Origin of the sequence: Cupriavidus gilardii, from assembly GCF_013347325.1 — a bacterium.
Lineage (GTDB): Bacteria > Pseudomonadota > Gammaproteobacteria > Burkholderiales > Burkholderiaceae > Cupriavidus > Cupriavidus gilardii.
Genome location: NZ_CP054624.1, coordinates 322,501 through 343,028, shown reverse-complemented (window position 1 = coordinate 343,028; position 20,528 = coordinate 322,501). Strand labels below are relative to the sequence as shown.

16 protein-coding genes and 2 rRNA genes (1 of these 18 running past the window's edge) are annotated in these 20,528 nt (G+C 66.7%); 8 read left to right on the top strand and 10 right to left on the bottom strand.

Annotated elements, in window-relative coordinates:
• Positions 1 to 42: 42 nt before the first annotated feature.
• Positions 43 to 1,509 carry a sigma-54-dependent transcriptional regulator gene (locus tag FOB47_RS01585; protein WP_174779750.1) on the bottom strand — a complete coding sequence of 489 codons (1,467 nt, stop codon included), beginning with the start codon at positions 1,507 to 1,509 and terminating at the stop codon, positions 43 to 45.
• A gap of 348 nt (positions 1,510 to 1,857) precedes the next feature.
• On the opposite strand from FOB47_RS01585, the gene FOB47_RS01580 reads away from it, so the two are divergent.
• Positions 1,858 to 2,904, top strand: a complete 1,047-nt coding sequence (locus tag FOB47_RS01580; protein ID WP_082371827.1) for a sigma-54 interaction domain-containing protein — start codon at positions 1,858 to 1,860, stop codon at positions 2,902 to 2,904.
• On the opposite strand, the gene FOB47_RS01575 is transcribed toward FOB47_RS01580, so the two are convergent.
• Positions 2,889 to 3,758 (bottom strand): endonuclease/exonuclease/phosphatase family protein, encoded by an 870-nt coding sequence (locus FOB47_RS01575; protein ID WP_174779749.1) that lies wholly within the window; start codon positions 3,756 to 3,758, stop codon positions 2,889 to 2,891. The two genes, FOB47_RS01580 and FOB47_RS01575, sit on opposite strands and share 16 nt — an antisense overlap.
• On the bottom strand, positions 3,755 to 6,145 hold the full coding sequence (locus FOB47_RS01570) for a VTT domain-containing protein (protein WP_174779748.1): 2,391 nt from the start codon (positions 6,143 to 6,145) through the stop codon (positions 3,755 to 3,757). The genes FOB47_RS01575 and FOB47_RS01570 overlap by 4 nt, the downstream gene beginning before the upstream one ends.
• Positions 6,146 to 6,382: 237 nt before the next feature.
• Between FOB47_RS01570 and FOB47_RS01565 the strand changes: the two genes are divergently transcribed.
• The gene (locus tag FOB47_RS01565; protein WP_174779747.1) at positions 6,383 to 7,123 is read left to right on the top strand and encodes a dienelactone hydrolase family protein; all 741 of its coding nucleotides are present in this window, start codon (positions 6,383 to 6,385) and stop codon (positions 7,121 to 7,123) included.
• A gap of 21 nt (positions 7,124 to 7,144) precedes the next feature.
• Here FOB47_RS01565 and FOB47_RS01560 read toward each other — a convergent pair whose 3' ends face one another.
• On the bottom strand, positions 7,145 to 7,597 hold the full coding sequence (locus tag FOB47_RS01560; protein ID WP_053824721.1) for a MarR family winged helix-turn-helix transcriptional regulator: 453 nt from the start codon (positions 7,595 to 7,597) through the stop codon (positions 7,145 to 7,147).
• 205 nt (positions 7,598 to 7,802) lie between these two features.
• Here FOB47_RS01560 and FOB47_RS01555 point away from each other — a divergent pair, with 205 nt between their 5' ends.
• From FOB47_RS01555 to FOB47_RS01540, 4 genes are all read left to right on the top strand, one after another.
• A complete protein-coding gene (locus FOB47_RS01555; RefSeq protein WP_151023378.1) occupies positions 7,803 to 8,372 on the top strand; it encodes a YggT family protein in 570 nt (189 codons plus the stop codon).
• A gap of 181 nt (positions 8,373 to 8,553) precedes the next feature.
• Positions 8,554 to 8,832: a hypothetical protein gene (locus FOB47_RS01550; protein WP_053824434.1), complete on the top strand. Its 279-nt coding sequence runs from the start codon at positions 8,554 to 8,556 to the stop codon at positions 8,830 to 8,832.
• Between the two features lie 149 nt (positions 8,833 to 8,981).
• Positions 8,982 to 10,547 (top strand): MFS transporter, encoded by a 1,566-nt coding sequence (locus tag FOB47_RS01545; RefSeq protein WP_390884858.1) that lies wholly within the window; start codon positions 8,982 to 8,984, stop codon positions 10,545 to 10,547.
• A 162-nt stretch (positions 10,548 to 10,709) separates the two neighbouring features.
• Positions 10,710 to 11,567, top strand: a complete 858-nt coding sequence (locus tag FOB47_RS01540; RefSeq protein ID WP_053824436.1) for an IclR family transcriptional regulator — start codon at positions 10,710 to 10,712, stop codon at positions 11,565 to 11,567.
• A gap of 33 nt (positions 11,568 to 11,600) precedes the next feature.
• Here the strand turns inward: FOB47_RS01540 and FOB47_RS01535 are convergent, their stop codons facing one another.
• Positions 11,601 to 12,452, bottom strand: coding sequence for a phytanoyl-CoA dioxygenase family protein (locus FOB47_RS01535; RefSeq protein ID WP_053824437.1), 852 nt, complete (start codon positions 12,450 to 12,452; stop codon positions 11,601 to 11,603).
• Between the two features lie 225 nt (positions 12,453 to 12,677).
• Between FOB47_RS01535 and FOB47_RS01530 the strand changes: the two genes are divergently transcribed.
• Both FOB47_RS01530 and FOB47_RS01525 read left to right on the top strand, forming a co-directional pair.
• The gene (locus tag FOB47_RS01530) at positions 12,678 to 13,166 is read left to right on the top strand and encodes a MarR family winged helix-turn-helix transcriptional regulator (RefSeq protein WP_053824438.1); all 489 of its coding nucleotides are present in this window, start codon (positions 12,678 to 12,680) and stop codon (positions 13,164 to 13,166) included.
• Positions 13,163 to 14,743 (top strand): MFS transporter, encoded by a 1,581-nt coding sequence (locus FOB47_RS01525; RefSeq protein ID WP_174779746.1) that lies wholly within the window; start codon positions 13,163 to 13,165, stop codon positions 14,741 to 14,743. Before FOB47_RS01530 ends, FOB47_RS01525 begins: the two co-directional genes overlap by 4 nt.
• Before the next feature lie 69 nt (positions 14,744 to 14,812).
• Here the strand turns inward: FOB47_RS01525 and FOB47_RS01520 are convergent, their stop codons facing one another.
• From FOB47_RS01520 to FOB47_RS01500, 5 genes are all read right to left on the bottom strand, one after another.
• The gene (locus tag FOB47_RS01520) at positions 14,813 to 15,130 is read right to left on the bottom strand and encodes a hypothetical protein (protein ID WP_006577865.1); all 318 of its coding nucleotides are present in this window, start codon (positions 15,128 to 15,130) and stop codon (positions 14,813 to 14,815) included.
• Positions 15,131 to 15,493: 363 nt separating this feature from the next.
• Positions 15,494 to 16,969, bottom strand: a complete 1,476-nt coding sequence (locus tag FOB47_RS01515; protein WP_174779745.1) for a DegQ family serine endoprotease — start codon at positions 16,967 to 16,969, stop codon at positions 15,494 to 15,496.
• Positions 16,970 to 17,087: 118 nt separating this feature from the next.
• Entirely contained in the window at positions 17,088 to 17,585 is a 498-nt protein-coding gene (locus tag FOB47_RS01510) for a GIY-YIG nuclease family protein (RefSeq protein ID WP_244959248.1), read from the bottom strand.
• Positions 17,586 to 17,591: 6 nt separating this feature from the next.
• Positions 17,592 to 17,705: ribosomal RNA gene (rrf, locus tag FOB47_RS01505) — 5S ribosomal RNA — on the bottom strand.
• A gap of 123 nt (positions 17,706 to 17,828) precedes the next feature.
• A 23S ribosomal RNA gene (locus FOB47_RS01500) occupies positions 17,829 to 20,528 on the bottom strand; it runs 181 nt beyond the window's last position.

Here is a 20,528-nt window from a genome sequence, read left to right as displayed (position 1 = left end):
GGCTTCGGTCGTGGTGGGCGGGCAGGACAGTCTCGTGTGTGGTCAGCTGGTGGCGGGCGGGCGCTCGTGCGCGCCGTTGCTGGGGCCGTTGTTGGGGCCGTTGCTGGGGCCGCTGCCGGCCCCATTGCTGGCGCCGTTGCCGGAGGTCTTGAACGACTCCGGCAGCTTGCCGCCGGCCGCATATTCTTCGAGCCGGTTGTACAGCGTCTTCAGGCTGATGCCCAGGATTTCCGCCGCGTGCTTCTTGACGCCGGCGCATTGCTCGAGCGTGGCGAAGATCAGCTCGCGGTCCGCGTCGGCCAGCGACATGCCGACCGGCACCGTGACGATCGCCGTAGCGGGCACCTGCGACGCGGCGGCCTGCAGCGGCACCGGCGATTCGGCGATGACGTCGTCCTCGGCCATGATGAAGGCGCGCTGCACGAAATTGCGCAGCTCGCGCACATTGCCCGGCCACGAATGGAGCCGCAGATTGGCCAGCACGTCGGGCCCGAAGCGCCGCTGCGTGCCGTGTTCCGCGTTGAGCTGATCGAGGAAGGCCCCGGCCAGCTGCGCCACATCGTCGCCGCGCGTGCGCAGCGGCGGCAGTTCGATCGGGAACACGTTGAGCCGGTGGTACAGGTCCGCGCGCAGCTTGCCCTCGGCGACCGCCTCCTCCGGGTTGCGGTTGGTCGCCGCAACCACGCGCACGTCAGCGCGCAACTCGCGATTGGTCCCCACACGCATGAAGGTGCCGGCCTCGAGCACGCGCAGCAGCTTGACCTGCAGCTCGATCGGCATCTCGGTGATTTCGTCCAGGAACAGCGTGCCCCCGGCCGCGCGCTCGAAGTAGCCCTTGTGCTGGCGCTCGGCGCCGGTGAAGCTGCCGCGCTCGTGGCCGAACATCTCGGACTCGATCAGGTTCGGCGAAATCGCGCCGCAGTTGACGGCAAGGAAAGGCTGGCGCCGGCGCGGCGACAGCTCGTGCACGGTCTGCGCGGCCAGCTCCTTGCCGGTACCGCTCTCGCCGACCAGCAGCACCGTGGCCTCGGTCGGCGCGACCTTGCTGATCTGGTCATAGACCGCCTGCATTGCCTCCGAACTGCCCAGCAGCCTGCCGAAGCGGCCGTAGCGGCGCAGTTCGCCGCGCAGCGAGCGCACTTCCGCCTTCAGGTCGCCCGTGGTGGCGATGCGCTTGAGCACCGTCTGCAGGCGGGCCACGTTGATCGGCTTGACCAGATAGTCGGTCGCGCCCAGACGCAGCGCCTCGACGGCGCTTTCGACGCTGGCGTAGCCGGTCATCAGGATGATGTCGACGCCGGCCGAGCCGACTTCGTTGAACAGATCCTTGCCGTCGCCGTCGGGCAGCTTCAGGTCGGCCAGCACCGCATCGGGCATCTGCCAGCCGATCTGCAGGCACGCTTCGCGCAGGTCGCCTGCGGTAGCTGCGGTGAAGCCCTCCGCCGCGGCGATCTCGGCCAGCGCTGCACAGGTGTTCTCGTCGTCGTCGACGATCAGGATGTGAGGCATAGGCTTGACTGATGCCGGCCGCTGAAACCCTTGACCGGAATGGTGGAAATGAGACAGGCGCCGCGGCCGTTGCCGCCGCGGCGGGCGTTGCTGCCCTGAATAGACCCCATTCTATGCAAGCGGCAAGCGCCGCCATACCGGTGTTAGTCTGACATCGGCCGCCGCGCGCGCCGGACCGGCTTGTCGGACAAACGGCAATGGTGGCGGGCCCGATCGCAGGCTAGCATGGCGTTACGCGAGCCGCGATGCGGCGCTCGCGAAGGCGTGGACGCCTGCCACCACCCCGTCCACCGCACGCCGGCCGCCCGGCTCCACTGTCGTCTCTATTTCCGCTCCGCCTTTCGCTACATGTCGACCAGCACCTCGAACGATCTGCCGGACACGACGCGCTCCCGTCATCGGGAATCCGCGCGCGACCACCCACGCGAGGATGGCGGCCACGGGCCCGCGCGCGACGATTTTGCGCTGCTATGGCGCAGCACCTCGCCGGCGATGCGCCGGCTGCTCGAGCAGATCCCGCGCGTCGCCGCCACCGATGTGCCGATGCTGGCCGTCGGCGAAAGCGGCACTGGCAAGGAACTGGTGGCCCGCGCGATACATGAGCGCAGCAACCGGCGCGGCAAGCCCTTCGTTGCCGTCAATTGCGGCGCGATCGCGCCGACGCTGATCGAATCGGAACTGTTCGGCCACGAAAAGGGCGGTTTCACCGGCGCGATGCAGCAGAAGGCCGGCTATTTCGAACAGGCGCACGGCGGCACGCTGTTCCTGGACGAGGTCACCGAGATGGCCCCCGACATGCAGATCAAGCTGCTGCGGGTGCTGGAGACGCGCACCTTCCATCGCGTCGGCGGCGACGCCCAGGTGGTCTGCGACGTGCGCATCGTCTCGGCGACCAACCGCGATCCGCTCGAAGCCGTGCGCAGCGGCGTGCTGCGCGAAGACCTGCTGTACCGGCTCGCCGTGGTGCCGCTGCATATCCCGCCGCTGCGCGAACGGCGCGAGGACATCGTTCCGCTGGCCAGGCACTTCCTGGCCGAGCTGAACGCCGCCGAAGGCACCGACAAGGTGTTCTCGGCCAGCGCGCTGGAGCGGCTGTGCCAGTACGGCTGGCCCGGCAACGTGCGCGAACTGCGCAACACGGTCTATCGCGCCTTCATCCTGGCCGACCGCGTGATCGAACTGCCGAACCCGAACATCGCGTCCCAGCCGCCGCTGCCCACCGCGGCCGACGGCGTGCTGAACGTGCGCATCGGCACCACGCTGGCCGATGCGCAGCGCGGCCTGATTCTCGCCACGCTGGCCCGCTTCGACGGCGACAAGCGCCGCGCGGCGCAGGCGCTCGGCATCAGCCTGAAGACGCTGTACAACCGCCTGGACGCCTATCGCGACGGCTGATCGGCCTGCCTGGCCAGGTCCTCTTCCTCGTCCGCCACGGCGGCGGAAGACGGGGCCGCCGTCACGGCCGGCCGCGCGTGCAGCCGCGCCAGCAGCGGCAGATGATCCGATGCGATCCGCGCCAGCGGACTGCGGTGGCTCGACACCGAGGCCAGCACCGAGCGCGGACAGCACCAGAGCCGGTCCAGCGCCAGCACCGGCATCCGGGACGGGAACGTGGCCACATGCGGCGCACCGTCGAAGTACGCGTGCAGCCAGCGCAGCGGCCGGCCCCACAGGAACCATTCGTTGACGTCGCCCAGCAGCACGGTGGGCACGCCCGGCTGCTCTGCGAGCGACGTCAGCAGCCGGCGCACCTGCATGCGGCGCTCGCCCGGCCATAGCCCCAGATGGGTGGCGATCACGCGCAGCGGCGCGGCATGGACGCCGTCGGGACAGCTGAGCGTCGCGTCGATCGCGCCGCGCGGTTCGTGCCGGCCCACGCTCAGATCGATCTGCCGGACCCGGCTCGGCGGAAAGCGCGTCAGCAGCGCGTTGCCATATTCGCCGTCGTGCCGGGTCAGCGTCGGTCCGGGAATCGCGTGATAGCCCGTTTCGTCGCGCAGATAGGCCAGCATGTCGAAGCCGGTGCTGCGCGATTCGACCTCCTGCAGCGCGACGATGTCCGCCTGCAGTTCCGACAGCACGCCGGCGATCCGCTTCGGCAGGAAACGCCCGTCGACGCCGATGCCGCCGTGGATGTTGTAGCTGGCCACCAGGAACTGCGCCGGCGCCGCGGCGGCGGCTGCCTCCCTCGGTGTCTGCGGCATCGGTTCCGCGACGTCGCCGGCACGGAATGGATAGATCCGACTCATGCATGCCCTCCATGGCGGGGTTCGCCGATGGCAGCGCGGTGCACCGCCTGGGCGGTCTGCGCCGGCTGCATCGCCTGCGCGACCTGAGCCTCCCTGGCGGCCTGCGCGGCCTCGGCCGCCTGCGCCGCCTGGGCGGCATCCGCACGCCGGCGCCGGCGCAGCAGCCACAACACGCTCAGCGGGATCAGCAGCACCAGCAGCAGCAGCGCCACCGTCAGCGGATTCGGGTTGCGCGCCACCGCGGCAATGCGGTCCACCAGCGAGGCCGAGATCACGATGCCCGGCGTCATGCCGATCAGCGTGCCGAGCAGGCAGTCGCGAAAACGGATGCGCGAGGCCCCCACCACCAGATTGACCAGCGTGAACGGCGCCACCGGCACCAGCCGGAGCACCACCATCGCCAGCAGGCCGTGCTGGCCGAGCTGCTGGCTCAACGCGTTCAGGCGCTTGCCGCCATAGCGCCGTACCGCATCGCGGCCGACGAAACGGCCGATGCCGTAGCCGGTGGCGGCGCTGAGCACCACGCCGCCGAGCGCGCACAGCGCGCCCTTGAGCGGGCCGAACACGATCACCGTGACCACGATCAGCAGCGTCACCGGCACCATCACCAGGCCCGCGGCAACATAGGCGCCGAGCATCGCCAGCGGCGCCAGCGGCATGTCGCGGATCCGCTCGACCACATCGAGCACGCGGCGGAAATCCGCCCATTCGCGCAGCGGCGTATAGCGCCATGCAAATGCCAGGCCCGCCAGCACGACCAGCAGCAGGATCGCCATGCCCAGCCGTCCGATGACCCGCGGACGAGCCTCGTGCGTCAGGAATTCGTCGACCAGCCCGTCCGGATCGATCGGCTCGATCGGGTCCAGCAGCCGCTCGTCCGGCACCACCGCGTCGACCTCTGGAACCAGCGGCGGATCGAACGCCTGCAGGGTCCGCTGGCCGGCCCGATAACATCGGGCGATGGTGTCGTGCAGCGGCTCGCCGCGTGCATGGGCGGCAGCCAGTTCGTCGGCATCGCAGGCCAGATGCTCGGCCACCAGCCGCGCGCGCATTGCCCGGATCGCGGCCGCGACGCGGGCATCCCCGCGCGCCTCGATCACCAGATTGCATTCGGTGTCGAGCCCCATCGAGCGATTGTTCAGATTGGCCGAGCCGATCGTCAGCAAGGTGTCGTCGACCACCATGACCTTGCTGTGCACGTTGATGCCGGGCAGCGGGGCGCCGTCGGGACCGGGTTCCCCCTCGCCGGGCAGATGCGGGTAGTACAGCCGATAGCGATGGCCGCCATCGACGCTGCGCAGCTTGCGATGCGCGCGGGCGCGCAGCACGCCCATGCTGTGCTCCTCCAGCCAGCCGCTTTCGCTGCGGCGCGAGACCAGCACCACCTCGGGTCCGTCGGGCTCGGCCAGCCGCGCGGCCAGCGCGTCGGCCAGCACGCCGGAGCTGAAATACTGGTTCTCCAGATACAGGGTCCGGCGCGCGGCGGCGATCGCGTCCAGATGCAGCGCGCGGATCTCGCCGACGCCTGGATCGCCGGCGAACGCCGGCGCGGTGCGTGCGATCGCCACCGGCACATCGGTCAGCAGCGGGGCGACGCCGTCGGGCCACAAGCGCCGGCCGCGCGCATCGGCGGGGTTGGGCGCGCGCGGCTCGCGCCGGGTGCCGCGGCGCCATCGCTCCGCGGCCATCTCGCCGAGCGCACGCGCCACGTCGCCCTCGACGACCGCCTGCACGTCGTGGAACGGGCCGTAGGGCTTGCCGTCCGGATCGACGCGGCGCGGGTCCTGCAGCGCATGCGAGGGCGTATCCCAGCGGCAGCGCGTCAGGTCCAGCCCGCCGACGAAGGCCAGGCTGTGGTCGATCACGACCACCTTCTGATGATGCGAGGCGCCCACCGGATGCCGGGCGTCGAGCCGGAACGACAGCCGGCGATGGGTCTGCCAGTCCAGCTTGACCGCCGGCAGCCATTCGCGCTCCATCGCGTAGACCATCGCGAAGTCCCAGCTGAGCACGTAGATGCGCAGCCGGCGGCGGCGGCGCACCAGCGCGTCGAGGAAATCGCGCAGCCCGCGCGGAAAACCGTCGTCGGCGCCGCCGGGCACCAGTTCGAAGCGGCTGTCGATGTCCCAGCCGAGGATGAAGACCGTGTGTTCCGCCTGGATCAGCGCCGAGCGCAGCGCGCGGAAGTACGCTTCGCCATCGACCAGCATGGCGAAGCGCGACGCGCGTTCGATGCGCCAGCAATTGCGGCCGGGCTGCAGCAGCGGCTCGGCCGCGGCGGCCGGCGCACGTTGTCCGGCGGCGGCGGGCGGCGCGCCATCGCGGCGCTCCGTCCGAGCGACGCCGGCTGCACCATGCCGGTCTTCAGGCGCGTCTTCAGCGGTCATCGACATCCCTGCGGAAACGAAAGGAGGCGCGGCGGGACCAGGATGTCCGGCGGACCTCCGCCAGCAGTATGGCAACCCCTGCACCGAACCGCCGTCCGCCGCCGGCCCCGGCGCTTGTCGGAATCCGCCTACACGCGATGTGGGCAGCGTCCTCGATGGGGCTGGGACCGCCCGCGCGCGCTTGGCAAGCGCGCGCCGCTTGCCTTACCCTGTCCGCCCTATCGATGGAGGAAAACGATGACCGCAACCCTGTCCGCAAACGATGCGCGGCGCCGCTGGATCCGCGTCGGCACCGACTCGCATGCATTCGATGCCTACCTGAGCCTGCCGCCCGGCGGCACGCGCCCGGGCACGCCGGGCATCGTGCTGATCCAGGAGATCTTCGGCGTCAACGAACATATCCGCGCGGTGGCCGACCAGTACGCGCTGGACGGCTACGTCGTGATGGCGCCGGACATCTTCTGGCGCGAGGCGCCGCGCATCGAGCTCGGCTATACGGGCGCCGACAAGGAGCGCGCGATGGCGCTGTACAAGGCCACCGACCCCGATGCGATCGTCGACGACATCGCGCTGACGGCGCAGGCGCTGCGCGCGCAGATCGGAGCGGACGGCAGGATCGCCGCGGTGGGCTACTGCTTCGGCGGTCTGCTGGCGTATCTGGGCGCGGCACGTGGCCTGGTCGACGCGGCGGTGCCCTACTACGGCGGCGGGATCCAGCGCCGGCTGGACCAGGCGGGGGCGGTAAGGGTGCCGATCCAGTTCCACTATGGGGAGCACGATGCCAATATTCCGCCCGAGGCAGTCGAACAGGTGCGCGCCGCGATGGCTGGCAATCCACGCGCCGAGGTCCACGTCTACCCCGGTGCCGACCACGGCTTCAACTGCTGGGCCCGCGGCTCCTATCACCAGCCGTCGGCGGTGCTGGCCCACGGCCGCGCGCTGACCTTCCTCGCGCAGGCGCTGGCCCAGCCGGCCTGAGCGCTGGCCTGAGCGCTGGCCTTAGCCGCGCGCCACGCCGTCGTCGTTGAAGGCGGTCAACCGCGAGATGCGGAAGGTGTGGCGCAGCGATTCGAGTTCGGTCCGATGCAGCAGCGCCAGCCGATTCAGGCAACGCTCCCCCTTGGGCTGCAGATGGACCTGGACCACGCGGCGGTCGGCCGCGTTGGTCTTGCGCTTGACCAGCCCGGCCGCCTCGCAGCGATTGACCAGCGCGACCACACCGTGCTGCTTGGCCTGCAGCCGCTCCGCCAGCTCGCCGATCGAGGCCCAGTCGCGCCCGGGAAAGCCGCGGATATGCAGCAGCAACAGATACTGCTGCACGGTCAGGCCCTCCTCGCGCACGGCGTCTTCGGAGAAACGCATGAAGCGCCGCAGCTGGTAGCGGAAGTCGGACAACGCCTCGAAGTCCTGCTTGGCAAGCTCGGCGGCGCTCGGGGAACGGGGCTGGGTCATGGCGTGCGATTGGCGCGGCCGGCGTGGCAGCGCGGCCGCAATCTGGAGTCGGCCGTCATTATAGGTGCGCGGCAAGGCAGTCAGGCACGATGCGGCGCCCCGGCATGCCTCTGCGGCCCGGGCCACCGTTGCGCTACGCGGGGCATGCGGGCTATGGCAGAATCTGTGCGTCCGCAGACACCTGCGTCACGACCACGGAAATCCGATGCTCTCGCAAATCGCCATCTTTCTGCTCGACACCGTTTTCACGCTCTTCGGCATGGCGCTGCTGCTGCGGCTGTGGATGCAACTGACGCGCCTGCCCGCGCGCAACCCGATCTCGCATGCGGTGTTCCAGGTCACCGACTGGCTGGTGCGGCCGCTGCGGCGGATCATTCCGGGCGTCGGCGGCATCGACTGGGCCACCGTCGTCGCGGCCTGGCTGACCGCCGTGGTGTTCCTGCTGGCCGTCATCGGACTGACTGCCGGCAACCCCCTCGGCCTGCTGCCCGCCGTGCTCGGCATCGCGGTGCTCAATGTGCTCAAGTGGGGCATCAGCCTGGTGATGTGGGTCACGCTGCTGATGGCGATCCTGTCCTGGGTCAATCCGCATTCGCCGATCACGCCGGTGATCCAGCAACTGACCGATCCGCTGCTCGATCCGATCCGCCGCGTGGTCCCGCGCCTGGGCGGCTTCGATATCTCGCCGCTGGTGCTGTTCATCCTCGCCCAGGTGCTGCTGATGGTGATCGCGGGACTGAGCGTCAATCTGTTCGGCCTGCGGCATCTGCTCTGAGGCCCCGCTGTCCCGCTGCTGCCGGCGCGGTCTTGTCCGGACGAGGGTTGGCCGCCATTGTCCGCATGCCTGAACAGTGTGTTGCTGCAGAGCCTCTTTTTCCACGCCATCGACGGGCGTAGATTTGGGCGGTGTGGTCGGCTGATGCCGGCCACACCGCTTTGATCAAAGGAAAAAAACCATGAAGACTCTTGCACAACCCCGTCGCCTGGCCTTCGCGCTGCTCTGCGCCGCCGGCCTGTCCCTGTCCGCCACCGCGCTGCACGCCACCACGCTCGATCGCGACGTGCTGCGTCTCGAAGGCGCGTCGATGCACGTCGGCAAGGCCGACCCGTACACCGACGGCGCGCGCACGGTGGACGCCTACACCGACGGCGCCCGCAGCGTCGATGCCTACACGGACGGCGCCCGCGCCGACCACGTGTCGGACAACCGCGACCGCTTCGGCCAGGGCGCCTGACGTCCTCGCGCGCTGCGGCGTGCCAATGAAGACCGGCCTGCGGGCCGGTTTTTTCATGGGTGCGCCCGGCGCCGATTGTTCCGGCAGCCGGACGAAGTTTCCAGCACAGCCGGTTTTTCGCGCACGCGCGCGCCGCTAAGCTGGCGCCCATGCCCCACCAACCTGTGCCGGCCGGCCTGCCCGCGCCAAATCCCTCCCCGCCCCCTTCGCTGCGCCTCGCCTCGCACCCCGAGATGGGACCGCTGCAGCTGTCGGCGTTCGGGCTGACGCTGGGGCTCGTCACCGGGCTCGACTTCTCCTCGACGCTGATGATGGCGGTGGCAAGCCAGCACATCCAGGGCGGCGTCAATGCGACGCCGAGCGACTACCTGTACGCGGTCAGCGCCTATGCCGCCGCCGCCGTGCTGATGAACATGCTGCTCGACCAGATCGCGCGGCGCATCACCTACAAGCGCTTCACGATGGCGTCGCTGGCGGTGTTCGTGCTCGGCGCGATCCTGTGCGCGGAGGCGGGCTCGCCCACCGGCCTGATCGTCGGCAAGACCGTCGAGGGCCTGGGCGCCGGCGGCCTGTTCGCGGCCTCGCGCATCCTGGTGCAGTTGCTGACGGCACCCGCCGAGCGCGCCGCGCTGCTGCTGCGCTTCGGTTTGGGATCGTTCGGGCTGCTGGCGGTGACGCCATGGCTGACCGGCATCTTCCTCGACGAGATCGGCTGGCGCGCGGTGTTCCTGTTCCAGGCCGTGATCGCGCTGCCGGTGCTGGCGCTGGTGGCGCTGACCTACCCGCGCCGCGGTCCGCGCGACCCGCATCCGCCGGTATCGACGCTGGACTGGCCCGCGGCGCTCAGCGCCGCCGCGGGCGCGCTGGTGCTGCTGCACACGCTGCAGGAGATGCGCTACACGCGCTTCTTCAGCACGCCGCACATGCCGCTGATGGCCGCCGCCGGCTTGGCGCTGTTGCTGTTCTGCGCCTGGCGGCTGCATCGCCACCAGGATCCGTGGATCGATCCGTCGCGGCTGCTCGGCCGGCGCTATCTGTACGGGCTCGGCTTCTACACGCTGTACTACCTGCTGTCGGCGATCTGGGCCTATCTGCTGCCGACGCTGACACAGAGCGGCCTTGGCCTGACCTTCCGCACCACCAGCATGCTGCTGTCGGTCAGCGGCACCGTGTCGGCGATCGGCGCGGTGGTGCTGACGCTGTGCATGGCGATGGTGTTTCGCAAGCGGCGGGTGATCGCGGCGGGCCTGGTGGTCTATGCCTGCGCCGCGATGCTGCTGTCGCAGCGGCTGATGCCGGGCGCGCCCGACTATGCGCTGGTGCCGGTGGTGCTGCTGGAGGGACTGACGCCGGTGCTGCTGATGATCCAGGTCGCCTCGATGACCTACCTCGATCTGCCGGTCGAGGACTTCGCCCACGCCTACCAGTTCAAGAACGTCTGCAAGCAGATCGCCTCGGCCACGGGCACCGGGCTGGCCAGCATGTGGATGCAGGAAGGCGCGGCCACGCACCGCACCCATCTGATCGAGCACGTGACGCGCTTCGAGCCCGCGCTGCAGCAGGGCGGCGGGCTCTCTGGCTTCGATCTGGCGCGGCTGTCTCAGGAGGTGGACCGCCAGGCCACGCTGCTGGCCGGCATGGATCTGCTGCACGGCTTCGCGCTGGTCTGCGTACTGATCGCGGTCTTCGTGCTGGTGCAGAAGAGTTTCCGCTGAGGCGCCGCACCGCGGCGAGAGGGGCCGCAGGCACTGCTGGGCGCTGCCACCGCGGTACGCGACACAACGGGGCATTGCGGCATGCCCCTCTGGCGGTTTGCGGCCTTTTCCACTACTCTTTCGGCCTTTCCGTGCGCATTCGGCATCCAGCCGTATACCTCGATGGCCAGCCACGCCCCGAACGATTCCAAGGATTCCCCGCCGTCCGCCGCCGAAACCCCGGGCAGCGCCGCCAACGCCGGCACCGCAGCCGAGAAGCCCAGCGACAGCTACGTCCAGTCCTTCGCACGCGGGCTGTCGGTGATCCGGGCCTTCAACGCCCAGCGTCCGGCGCAGACGCTGACGGAAATCGCGCAGGCCAGCGGACTGACCCGGGCCGGCGCGCGCCGCATCCTGCTGACGCTGGTGGGCCTGGGCTATGTCGAGGCCGACGGCCGGCTGTTCCGGCTGACGCCGAAGATTCTCGACCTCGGCTTCGCCTATCTGACCTCGATGCCGTTCTGGAACCTGGCCGAGCCGATCATGGAGGCGCTGTCGCAGCAGGTCCACGAAAGCTGCTCGGTGTCGGTGCTGGACGGGACGGAAATCGTCTACGTGCTGCGCGTCCCCGCGCGCAAGATCATGACGATCAATCTGTCGATCGGCAGCCGGCTGCCCGCCTATTGCTCGTCGATGGGCCGCGTGCTGCTGGCCGGACTGTCCGACCAGGAGCTCGACCGCGTGCTGCACGCCAGCGACCTGCGCAAGCGCACGCAGCGGACGGTCACCGATATCGACGAACTGAAGGCGATCATCGCGCGCATCCGCGCCCAGGGATGGGCGCAGAACGATCAGGAACTCGAGGAAGGGCTGGTGTCGCTGTCGGCGCCGATCCGCAACCGCGCCGGCCAGGTCATCGCCGCGATGAACATCAGCGGCCAGGCCAATCGCACCAGTGCCGAGGAGATGGTGCGCCGTTTCCTGCCGCCGCTGCTGGAGGCGTCCGAGAAGATCACCAACCTGGTCAGCCTGCGCACCTGAAGGGCGCGTCCGACGTCGTTGCCTTGTCTTCGCTCAGCTCGCCATTGGCGCCGGCAGTTGCACCATGCCGTGCTGCGCCGAGCGCGTGCCGGGCAGCGGCCGGTTGCTCAGCCCCAGATAGGCAAAGGCCACCGACAGCTTGACCGCGTCGGACAGGTTCTGCCCCGCGCTATGGAACAGCCGGCTGTCGAAGAACAGCACGTCGCCGCGCTGCAATGACAGCGGCGTCGCTCCCGCCAGCAGCGCCGCGCTGGCCGGATGGCTGTCCACCAGAAACTCCGCGGCATCGAGCTGTCCCGCCTCGAGCGCGGCTCGGTGCGAGCCGGGTATCACGCGCAACGCGCCATTGCGCTCGTCCTCGTTGCCCAGCGCCAGCCAGACCGTCACCAGTTCCGGACTGGCGAACGACCAATAGCGCGTGTCCCGATGCCAGCCGGTCTGGCTGCCGTAGGTCGGATGCTTGGTCATCACGCAGTTATGGTGGGCCAGCGTCAGCTGCGCCGGTTCGCCCAGCAGCGCGGTGACCAGCGTGGCCACGCGCGGGTCGGTCGCCCATTGCTGGAATACCGGATCGCGATCGTAGGCCTGGCGCAGCCGCCGTACGGTCGCCCCGCCGGCCGCCTCGCGGCTCGACGGCGCGCCGGGATAGCCCAGTTCGGCCTCGTATTCGACCGGCGCGACCGCCTCGGCGAGCTGGGCTCGTGCCACGCGCTCCATCGCATCGCACAATGCGGGCTCCGCCAGGCCGCGCAGCACCACGAATCCATCGCGGTGAAACGCCGCGGCGAGCGCCTCGAGTTCTTGTGCATCGAAGGACGAGGTGGCCGGCGGCGCGGCGGCATCGCCGTTTGCATCGGGCTTCTGGGGAGCGGCAGGGGTCGTCATGGCGACAGCGGGACGGGCAAGGCGGCGAGGCGATGGGCTTTGCCGCGGGTTCAGCCAGGCGCGAAGGGGGCGGTTTCGCGCGTCAATATCGGGATGATGCCAGAAGCGGGCGCGGCGTGCGCAAGCAGCACGCCGCGACGACGTTGGCGAGACGCGCCCCGCTACCGAGCAGCGATTGATACCATTCGATATAATTACATTTGTAATTATTTGGGTAACATCGCCATGTCCTTTGAAGACCGTATCGACCGCTTCTGCGCTGCCCATCCCGAAGCGCCACGCGACCTGATTCTCGCGTCCCGGCTGCTGATGCGTACCGCCCGGCTGCTGCGCGCGCATATCGACCGGGCGCTCGCGCCGTTCGAGCTCGACATGTCGCAATACCTGTGCCTGAGCATGCTGGCCGCCGACGAAGGCCAGCCCAGCATGCCATCGGAACTGGGCAACACGCTCGATGCGACGCGCACGCAGATGACGCGGCTGCTCGACGGGCTCGAAGCGCGTGGCCTGCTGCGTCGGCGCGCCTCGACCCAGGACAGGCGCAGCCTCGAACTGCGGCTGACCGCGGCGGGGCGCAGCATGGTCGAGCGCGCCGCACCAGTGGTGCACGCAGCGTACGGCGAAGCATGGGGTCCGTTGGGGGAAACGGGGCTGGCGGGTGCGACTCGCGCGCTCGCGAAGCTGCACCAGCATCTGGACACGCTGCAATCATGAAACCGCAGGCTGCGCCGCACAGGTCCACGCTGCATCGCAGCCTGCGCCGTCTGCGGCCGCTCGGCCATCGGCAACGCCAGACCCTGCTGATGCTGCTGCTGGCGCTGTCCACCGCCGTCGAGTTCCTCGAGAACATCATGTTCGTCTTCGCCGCCAGCCATATTGTCGGCGGCATCGATGGCGATCCGCGCAGCTTCGCGCTGGTACAGGCCGCCTACGCGGTCGGCAGCATGCTGACGATCCTGAAGCAGCCCTGGCTGGCACAGCGCTTCGGCTATCGCCGCTATCTGACCGGCGCGCTGCTGCTGTTCATTGCCGGGGCGCTGGCCGCCGCGGCCAGCCATTCGGTCACGCAACTTGCCGCGGCGCGCTTGCTGCAGGGGCTCGGCGGCGGGGCGCTGTTTACCAGCTGCCGCATCCTGGTCAACCTGATGTTCTCGCCGGCAGACCGGCCGCGGGCCTTGCGGATCTTCATGCTGGGGATCTTCGGCGCGTCGGCGCTGGCCCCGGCCTTTGCGGCCGCGCTGATCGAGCATGGCGTCTGGCAGGATGTGTTCTACGGCGTGGTGCCCTTTGCCGCGCTGGCCGCGTTCGCGGCGTGGCGGCTGTTGCCCGATGCCGAGCGCTCGGCCGCCGCGGACGCACCCGCCATCGGGCCGCTGCTGCTGTTCGGCGTTGCAATCGTCGCGCTCCAGGCCGCATTGAGCGAAGCGCGCTTCGATGTGCTGTCGCACCCCTTGCGGCTCGGGGCGCTGGCCGCCAGCGGTGCCGCGCTGCTGGCGCTGTTCCTGTGGCACCAGTGGCATCACGGCAAGCCCCTGCTGGCGCTGCGCAATCTGCGCCATCCGGTTTACCTGACCGGCCTGGCGATGTATTTCGTCTACTACCTGATCAACAACCTGAGCGGCTACCTGTTTCCGATCTATGCCGAGCAGGCACTGGGACTGCCGCTGCAGACGACCGGCTGGCTCAACACGTTCTCGGCCGCGGTCAGCCTTGCCGGCATTGCGATCTACCTGAAGGCCGCGCCGCGCTTGTCACGCAAGAAGCCGCTGATGACCGCGGGCCTGCTCGTGATGGCCGGCGCGGCGTGGTGGTTCTGGCGGTTGCCGCCCGACGCCGACATCGGCGCGCTCGCCTGGGGCCTGGTCGGCAAGGGCCTGTTCGGTGTGATGGTGATCATCCCGATCGCGGGGCTGACGTTTCGCCCGTTATCGCACGAGGACTTCGCGCACGGCTATCGCAGCAAGAATCTGATGCGGCAGATTGCCAGCTCGTTCGCCTCGGCGCTCGGCGCGATCCTGCTGCAGAACCGGCAGTTTGCGGTTCACCATGGCATCGTCGATTCGCTCGGTAATCGTCCCGACCAGACAGCGCAATGGATGCGCACGATGGAGGCCACGCTGGCCGCGCGGGGGCTCGATGCCGCCCATGCGCATCAGTTCGCGCTGACATGGCTGGCGCGGCTGGTCGACCAACAGGCCAGGCTGATCGCCTGCGAGGATCTGTATCGCTGGATCGCGCTGCTCGCGCTGTGTGCGGCGGCAGCGATGCTGTGGCAGCGTCGGCTCGATTGAGCGCGCCGCGCGGGACCGCGGCAGAGGCTGCGGTCGGTGTGAGGGTGTTGCCCGGCTGCGTTGCCGTCGTCAGAACAGCGGCAGCTGGCGCATACCGAAGCCGACGGTCTCTTCGACGCGCATGCGCGCATGCGCCAGCGAACCTTCGGCACCCGAATAGTTGCCGGCCGCCCAGCGATAGACCACGGGCACTTCGCCACGCTCGGACAGATGTACTTCGCCCAGCTTGTCGCCGCGCTCGTTGCGGTAGTAGTGGGAGCGATAACCGCGCTCCCAATAGGTGACCTCTACCTTCTTGCGACGACGGGGCGACGGCGTCGCGCGCGGCATGCGCCGCGCCCGGTCGGTCGCCGTCACCGTAGATGCACGCGTGAGATCCAACTGCATAGACTTCCTTTTCGATCGAGTCCACAAGACGATGGCACCGATGCCTCGTCATGCATCGCAGTCGAGATGATACGCCGTGATTGCGTTCCTGTGTGGCTATGCAGCCCGGAAAACCGCTCTGGGCAAGGATTTCGGGGTGGGTACGTATACGTATACCTGCCGTATACATGGGCGCGTATACGGCAGGTATACGGGGTCGTATACGTGGGCGTATACCTGCCGCGCATATCTGCTCGCCTGCCTGGCAGCCACCTCGCCGCGCACCGGGAAGGGCGAGAGTCCGCGAACAAAAAAGGCGTCGCGCCCGGGCTTGTCGATGCCCGTTCGCGACGCCCTTGCACGGCCTCTATCCGCGCAGTTCGATCAGCCAAGTTCGATCGGCACGAACAGCTGCGTGTCGTCACGCTGCACCAGCAGCGCCACCTCCTTGCCGGCCTTCGACACCATCGTGCGCAATTGCTCGACTGACTTGATCGGCGTGCCGTTGAAGGCCAGGATCACGTCGCCGGGTTGAATGCCGACGCGAGCCGCGGGACCCGACGCGCCCTCGACTACCAAGCCGCCGGCGATGCCGCTCTCGCGCTGTTCCGCCGGCGACAGCGGCCGCACCGCGAGGCCAAGCTTGCCGCCGGACTCGGCGCCCTCGCTCTTTTGCGCGACGCTCTGCTCGTTGGCCGCGCCCACCTTGACGGTCAGCGTAACGGGCTTGCCTTCTCGAACAACCTTCAGCGTCGTTTCGGTGCCGGGCTTCAGATCCGCGACGTGTTCCGGCAGGTCGGTCGAACGATCGACGGTGTCGTCGCCGATCTGCACGATGACGTCGCCCGGCTTCAGGCCCGCCTTCGCCGCCGGGCCGTCCGGCTCGACCGTATTGACCAGCGCGCCGGCCGGCTTCGGCAAGCCGAACGACTGTGCCAACGCCTGGTTGACCTCCTGCACGCCGATACCGAGGCGGCCGCGCGTGACCTTGCCATGCGCAACCAGCTGCTGCTGAACCTTGGTGGCAACGTCGATCGGGATCGCGAACGACAGGCCCTGATAACCGCCGGTGCGGCTGTAGATCTGCGAGTTGATGCCGATCACTTCGCCGCGCTGATTGAACAGCGGGCCGCCGGAATTGCCGGGGTTCACCGCGACGTCCGTCTGAATGAACGGAACATAGGTGTCGTCGGGCAGCGCGCGCGACTTCGCGCTGACGATGCCGGCGGTCACGGTGTTCTCGAAGCCGTACGGCGAACCGATGGCGACGACCGGCTCGCCGACGCGAACCTGCGACGGGTCGCCCAGCTGCACCGTCGGCAGGTCCTTCGCGTCGATCTTGATCACCGCGATATCGGTCTGCTTGTCGACGCCCAGCACCTTGGCCTTGAACTCGCGACGATCGGTCAGCTTGACGACGACCTCCTGCGCCCCATCGACGACGTGCGCATTGGTCAGGATCATGCCGTCCGGGCTGACGATAAAGCCCGAGCCCAGGCCGCGCGCCAATTGCGGCTGGTCCGGCTGCGGCCCGTAAGGGAACGGAATGCCGAAGCGCTTGAAGAACTGGAACATCGGATCGTCCGGATCCATGCCCGGCGGCATCTGCGCCGCAGTGCGCTGCGCGCGTGCCGTCACGCTGATATTGACGACGGCCGGACCGTAACGGTCGACGATGCCCGAGAAATCGGTCGGCGTTGCCATCGCGCGGCCCGGCCCGGCACTGACCTGCGCGACCACCGGAGTCGGCGCGGCATAGCTTGATGACACCGCTTCCTTCTGGAGATAGTTGTACCCGCCTGCCAGCACGCCCAAGGCGGCAATGGCGATGGCGGTACGAGCAACAGTTCGGCGAATCATCTGGTTCTCCTCGTTGGTTCGGCGCCCAGGAAGGCGCGACGAGGACATGCTAGGGGCCGAGACTTAAACGAGCCTTAAGGAAAGAAAGGAAGGAAAGCGACGACCGGTCGCCACCAAATCACGGTTTTCCGGGCGATACCGCGGGCAGGGACGGACGGCCGCCGTCGCGAAGCCACGCCAGCAAATCGGGCATATCGGCGTGGTCCAGCTCCAGCATCGCGCAAAACTCGCGTTTTCGCGTCACGTGCAGACGCTTGACCAGCGCTTCCAGCCGGGAGGCTTCCGCCCGGTCGGCGCATCGCAACTGCGCGGCGATCGCGATCGGCTTGCGCGAGCGCGTATAGCGGGCACCCGTGCCAGCCTGGTGCTGGGCGAAACGGCGGCCGACATCGGTGGTGATGCCGGTATAGAGGCTGCCATCGGCGCATTCGAGCAGGTACAGGTACCAGCAATGGTCGGATGGCGTGGTCACTTTCGGAGGGGAATGAAGCGCGCGGTTGCGAAACCGGCATTGTGAGGCACTTGCGGGGAGCGGGAAAGTGCTGCCGATATTGCTCCATTTCAATCCGCCGCAAAGCAAAACGCCCCAGACCTTGAGGATCTGGGGCGTTTTCAAAGGAGAGCCTGGCGATGACCTACTTTCACACGGGTAGTCCGCACTATCATCGGCGCGAAGTCGTTTCACGGTCCTGTTCGGGATGGGAAGGGGTGGTTCCGACTTGCTATGGTCACCAGGCATAAAGGGTTGCCGGACTGGCTGGGCCAATCGGGCGTATTGGGATGTAGCGTCGGGTTGTGCTGTATGGCACGTATGCGGATACCAGCGGTGCGCGTCGAACGCGCTAAACGCACTGGTTATAGGATCAAGCCTTACGGGCAATTAGTACTGGTTAGCTTAACGCATTACTGCGCTTCCACACCCAGCCTATCAACGTCCTGGTCTTGAACGACCCTTCAAGGAGCTCGAGGCTCCAGGGAATCCTCATCTTCAGGCGAGTTTCCCGCTTAGATGCTTTCAGCGGTTATCTCTTCCGTACATAGCTACCCTGCGATGCCTCTGGCGAGACAACAGGTACACCAGCGGTACGTCCACTCCGGTCCTCTCGTACTAGGAGCAGCCCCCGTCAAGATTCCAACGCCCACGGCAGATAGGGACCAAACTGTCTCACGACGTTTTAAACCCAGCTCACGTACCTCTTTAAATGGCGAACAGCCATACCCTTGGGACCGGCTACAGCCCCAGGATGAGATGAGCCGACATCGAGGTGCCAAACACCGCCGTCGATATGAACTCTTGGGCGGTATCAGCCTGTTATCCCCAGAGTACCTTTTATCCGTTGAGCGATGGCCCTTCCATTCAGAACCACCGGATCACTATGTCCTGCTTTCGCACCTGCTCGACTTGTCGGTCTCGCAGTTAAGCACGCTTTTGCCATTGCACTTTAGGTACGATGTCCGACCGTACCAAGCGTACCTTCGAACTCCTCCGTTACACTTTGGGAGGAGACCGCCCCAGTCAAACTGCCTACCATGCACTGTCCCCGACCCGGATTCACGGGCCTAGGTTAGAACCTCAAACAAACCAGGGTGGTATTTCAAGGACGGCTCCACGAGAACTGGCGTCCTCGCTTCAAAGCCTCCCACCTATCCTACACAGATCGGTTCAAAGTCCAATGCAAAGCTGCAGTAAAGGTTCATGGGGTCTTTCCGTCTAGCCGCGGGGAGATTGCATCATCACAAACACTTCAACTTCGCTGAGTCTCGGGAGGAGACAGTGTGGCCATCGTTACGCCATTCGTGCAGGTCGGAACTTACCCGACAAGGAATTTCGCTACCTTAGGACCGTTATAGTTACGGCCGCCGTTTACCGGGACTTCAATCAAGAGCTTGCACCCCATCATTTAATCTTCCGGCACCGGGCAGGCGTCACACCCTATACGTCCACTTTCGTGTTTGCAGAGTGCTGTGTTTTTATTAAACAGTCGCAGCCACCATTTTATTGCAACCCCTTCACCCTTCTGGCGCAGGCCAGTCAAGCTACCAGGGCGTACCTTATCCCGAAGTTACGGTACCAATTTGCCGAGTTCCTTCTCCCGAGTTCTCTCAAGCGCCTTAGAATACTCATCTCGCCCACCTGTGTCGGTTTGCGGTACGGTCTCGTATGACTGAAGCTTAGAGGCTTTTCTTGGGACCCCTTCCGATTGCTTCGCAGCACTAGGCCGCTCGCCCCACATCCTTGAATTACGCGCCCGGATTTGCCTAAGCGCCTTCTCCAATGCAGGGACCGGGACTTCCAACACCCGGACAACCTTCCGCGATCCGTCCCCCCATCGCATCATACGACGGTGCAGGAATATTAACCTGCTTCCCATCAGCTACGCATCTCTGCCTCGCCTTAGGGGCCGACTCACCCTACGCCGATGAACGTTGCGTAGGAAACCTTGGGCTTACGGCGAGGGGGCCTTTCACCCCCTTTATCGCTACTCATGTCAGCATTCGCACTTCCGATACCTCCAGCATCCTTTACAAGACACCTTCACAGGCTTACGGAACGCTCTCCTACCGCGCACACAAGGTGCGCCCGCAGCTTCGGTGACTGGCTTAGCCCCGTTACATCTTCCGCGCAGGACGACTCGATCAGTGAGCTATTACGCTTTCTTTAAAGGGTGGCTGCTTCTAAGCCAACCTCCTGACTGTTTTAGCCTTCCCACTTCGTTTCCCACTTAGCCAATCTTGGGGACCTTAGCTGGCGGTCTGGGTTGTTTCCCTCTTGACACCGGACGTTAGCACCCGATGTCTGTCTCCCGTGATTGCACTCTTCGGTATTCGGAGTTTGCTATGGCGGGGTAATCAGCAATAGACCCCCCAACCATGACAGTGCTCTACCCCCGAAGGTGAGACACGAGGCACTACCTAAATAGTTTTCGGAGAGAACCAGCTATTTCCAGACTTGTTTAGCCTTTCACCCCTATCCACAGCTCATCCCCTAACTTTTCAACGTTAGTGGGTTCGGTCCTCCAGTACGTGTTACCGCACCTTCAACCTGGCCATGGATAGATCGTCTGGTTTCGGGTCTACACCCAGCGACTCAATCGCCCTGTTCGGACTCGCTTTCGCTACGCCTTCCCTAACCGGTTAAGCTTGCCACTGAATGTAAGTCGCTGACCCATTATACAAAAGGTACGCCGTCACCCGTTTCCAGGCTCCGACTGTTTGTATGCATGCGGTTTCAGGATCTATTTCACTCCCCTCCCGGGGTTCTTTTCGCCTTTCCCTCACGGTACTGGTTCACTATCGGTCGATCACGAGTATTTAGCCTTGGAGGATGGTCCCCCCATCTTCAGACAGGATTTCACGTGTCCCGCCCTACTTGTCGTACCCCTAGTTCCACAACGCGGTTTTCGCATACAGGGCTATCACCTGCTATGGCCGGGCTTTCCATCCCGTTTTGCTAACCACACTGCTAAAAGGTACAAGGCTCATCCCATTTCGTTCGCCACTACTTTGGGAATCTCGGTTGATTTCTGTTCCTGCAGCTACTTAGATGTTTCAGTTCGCC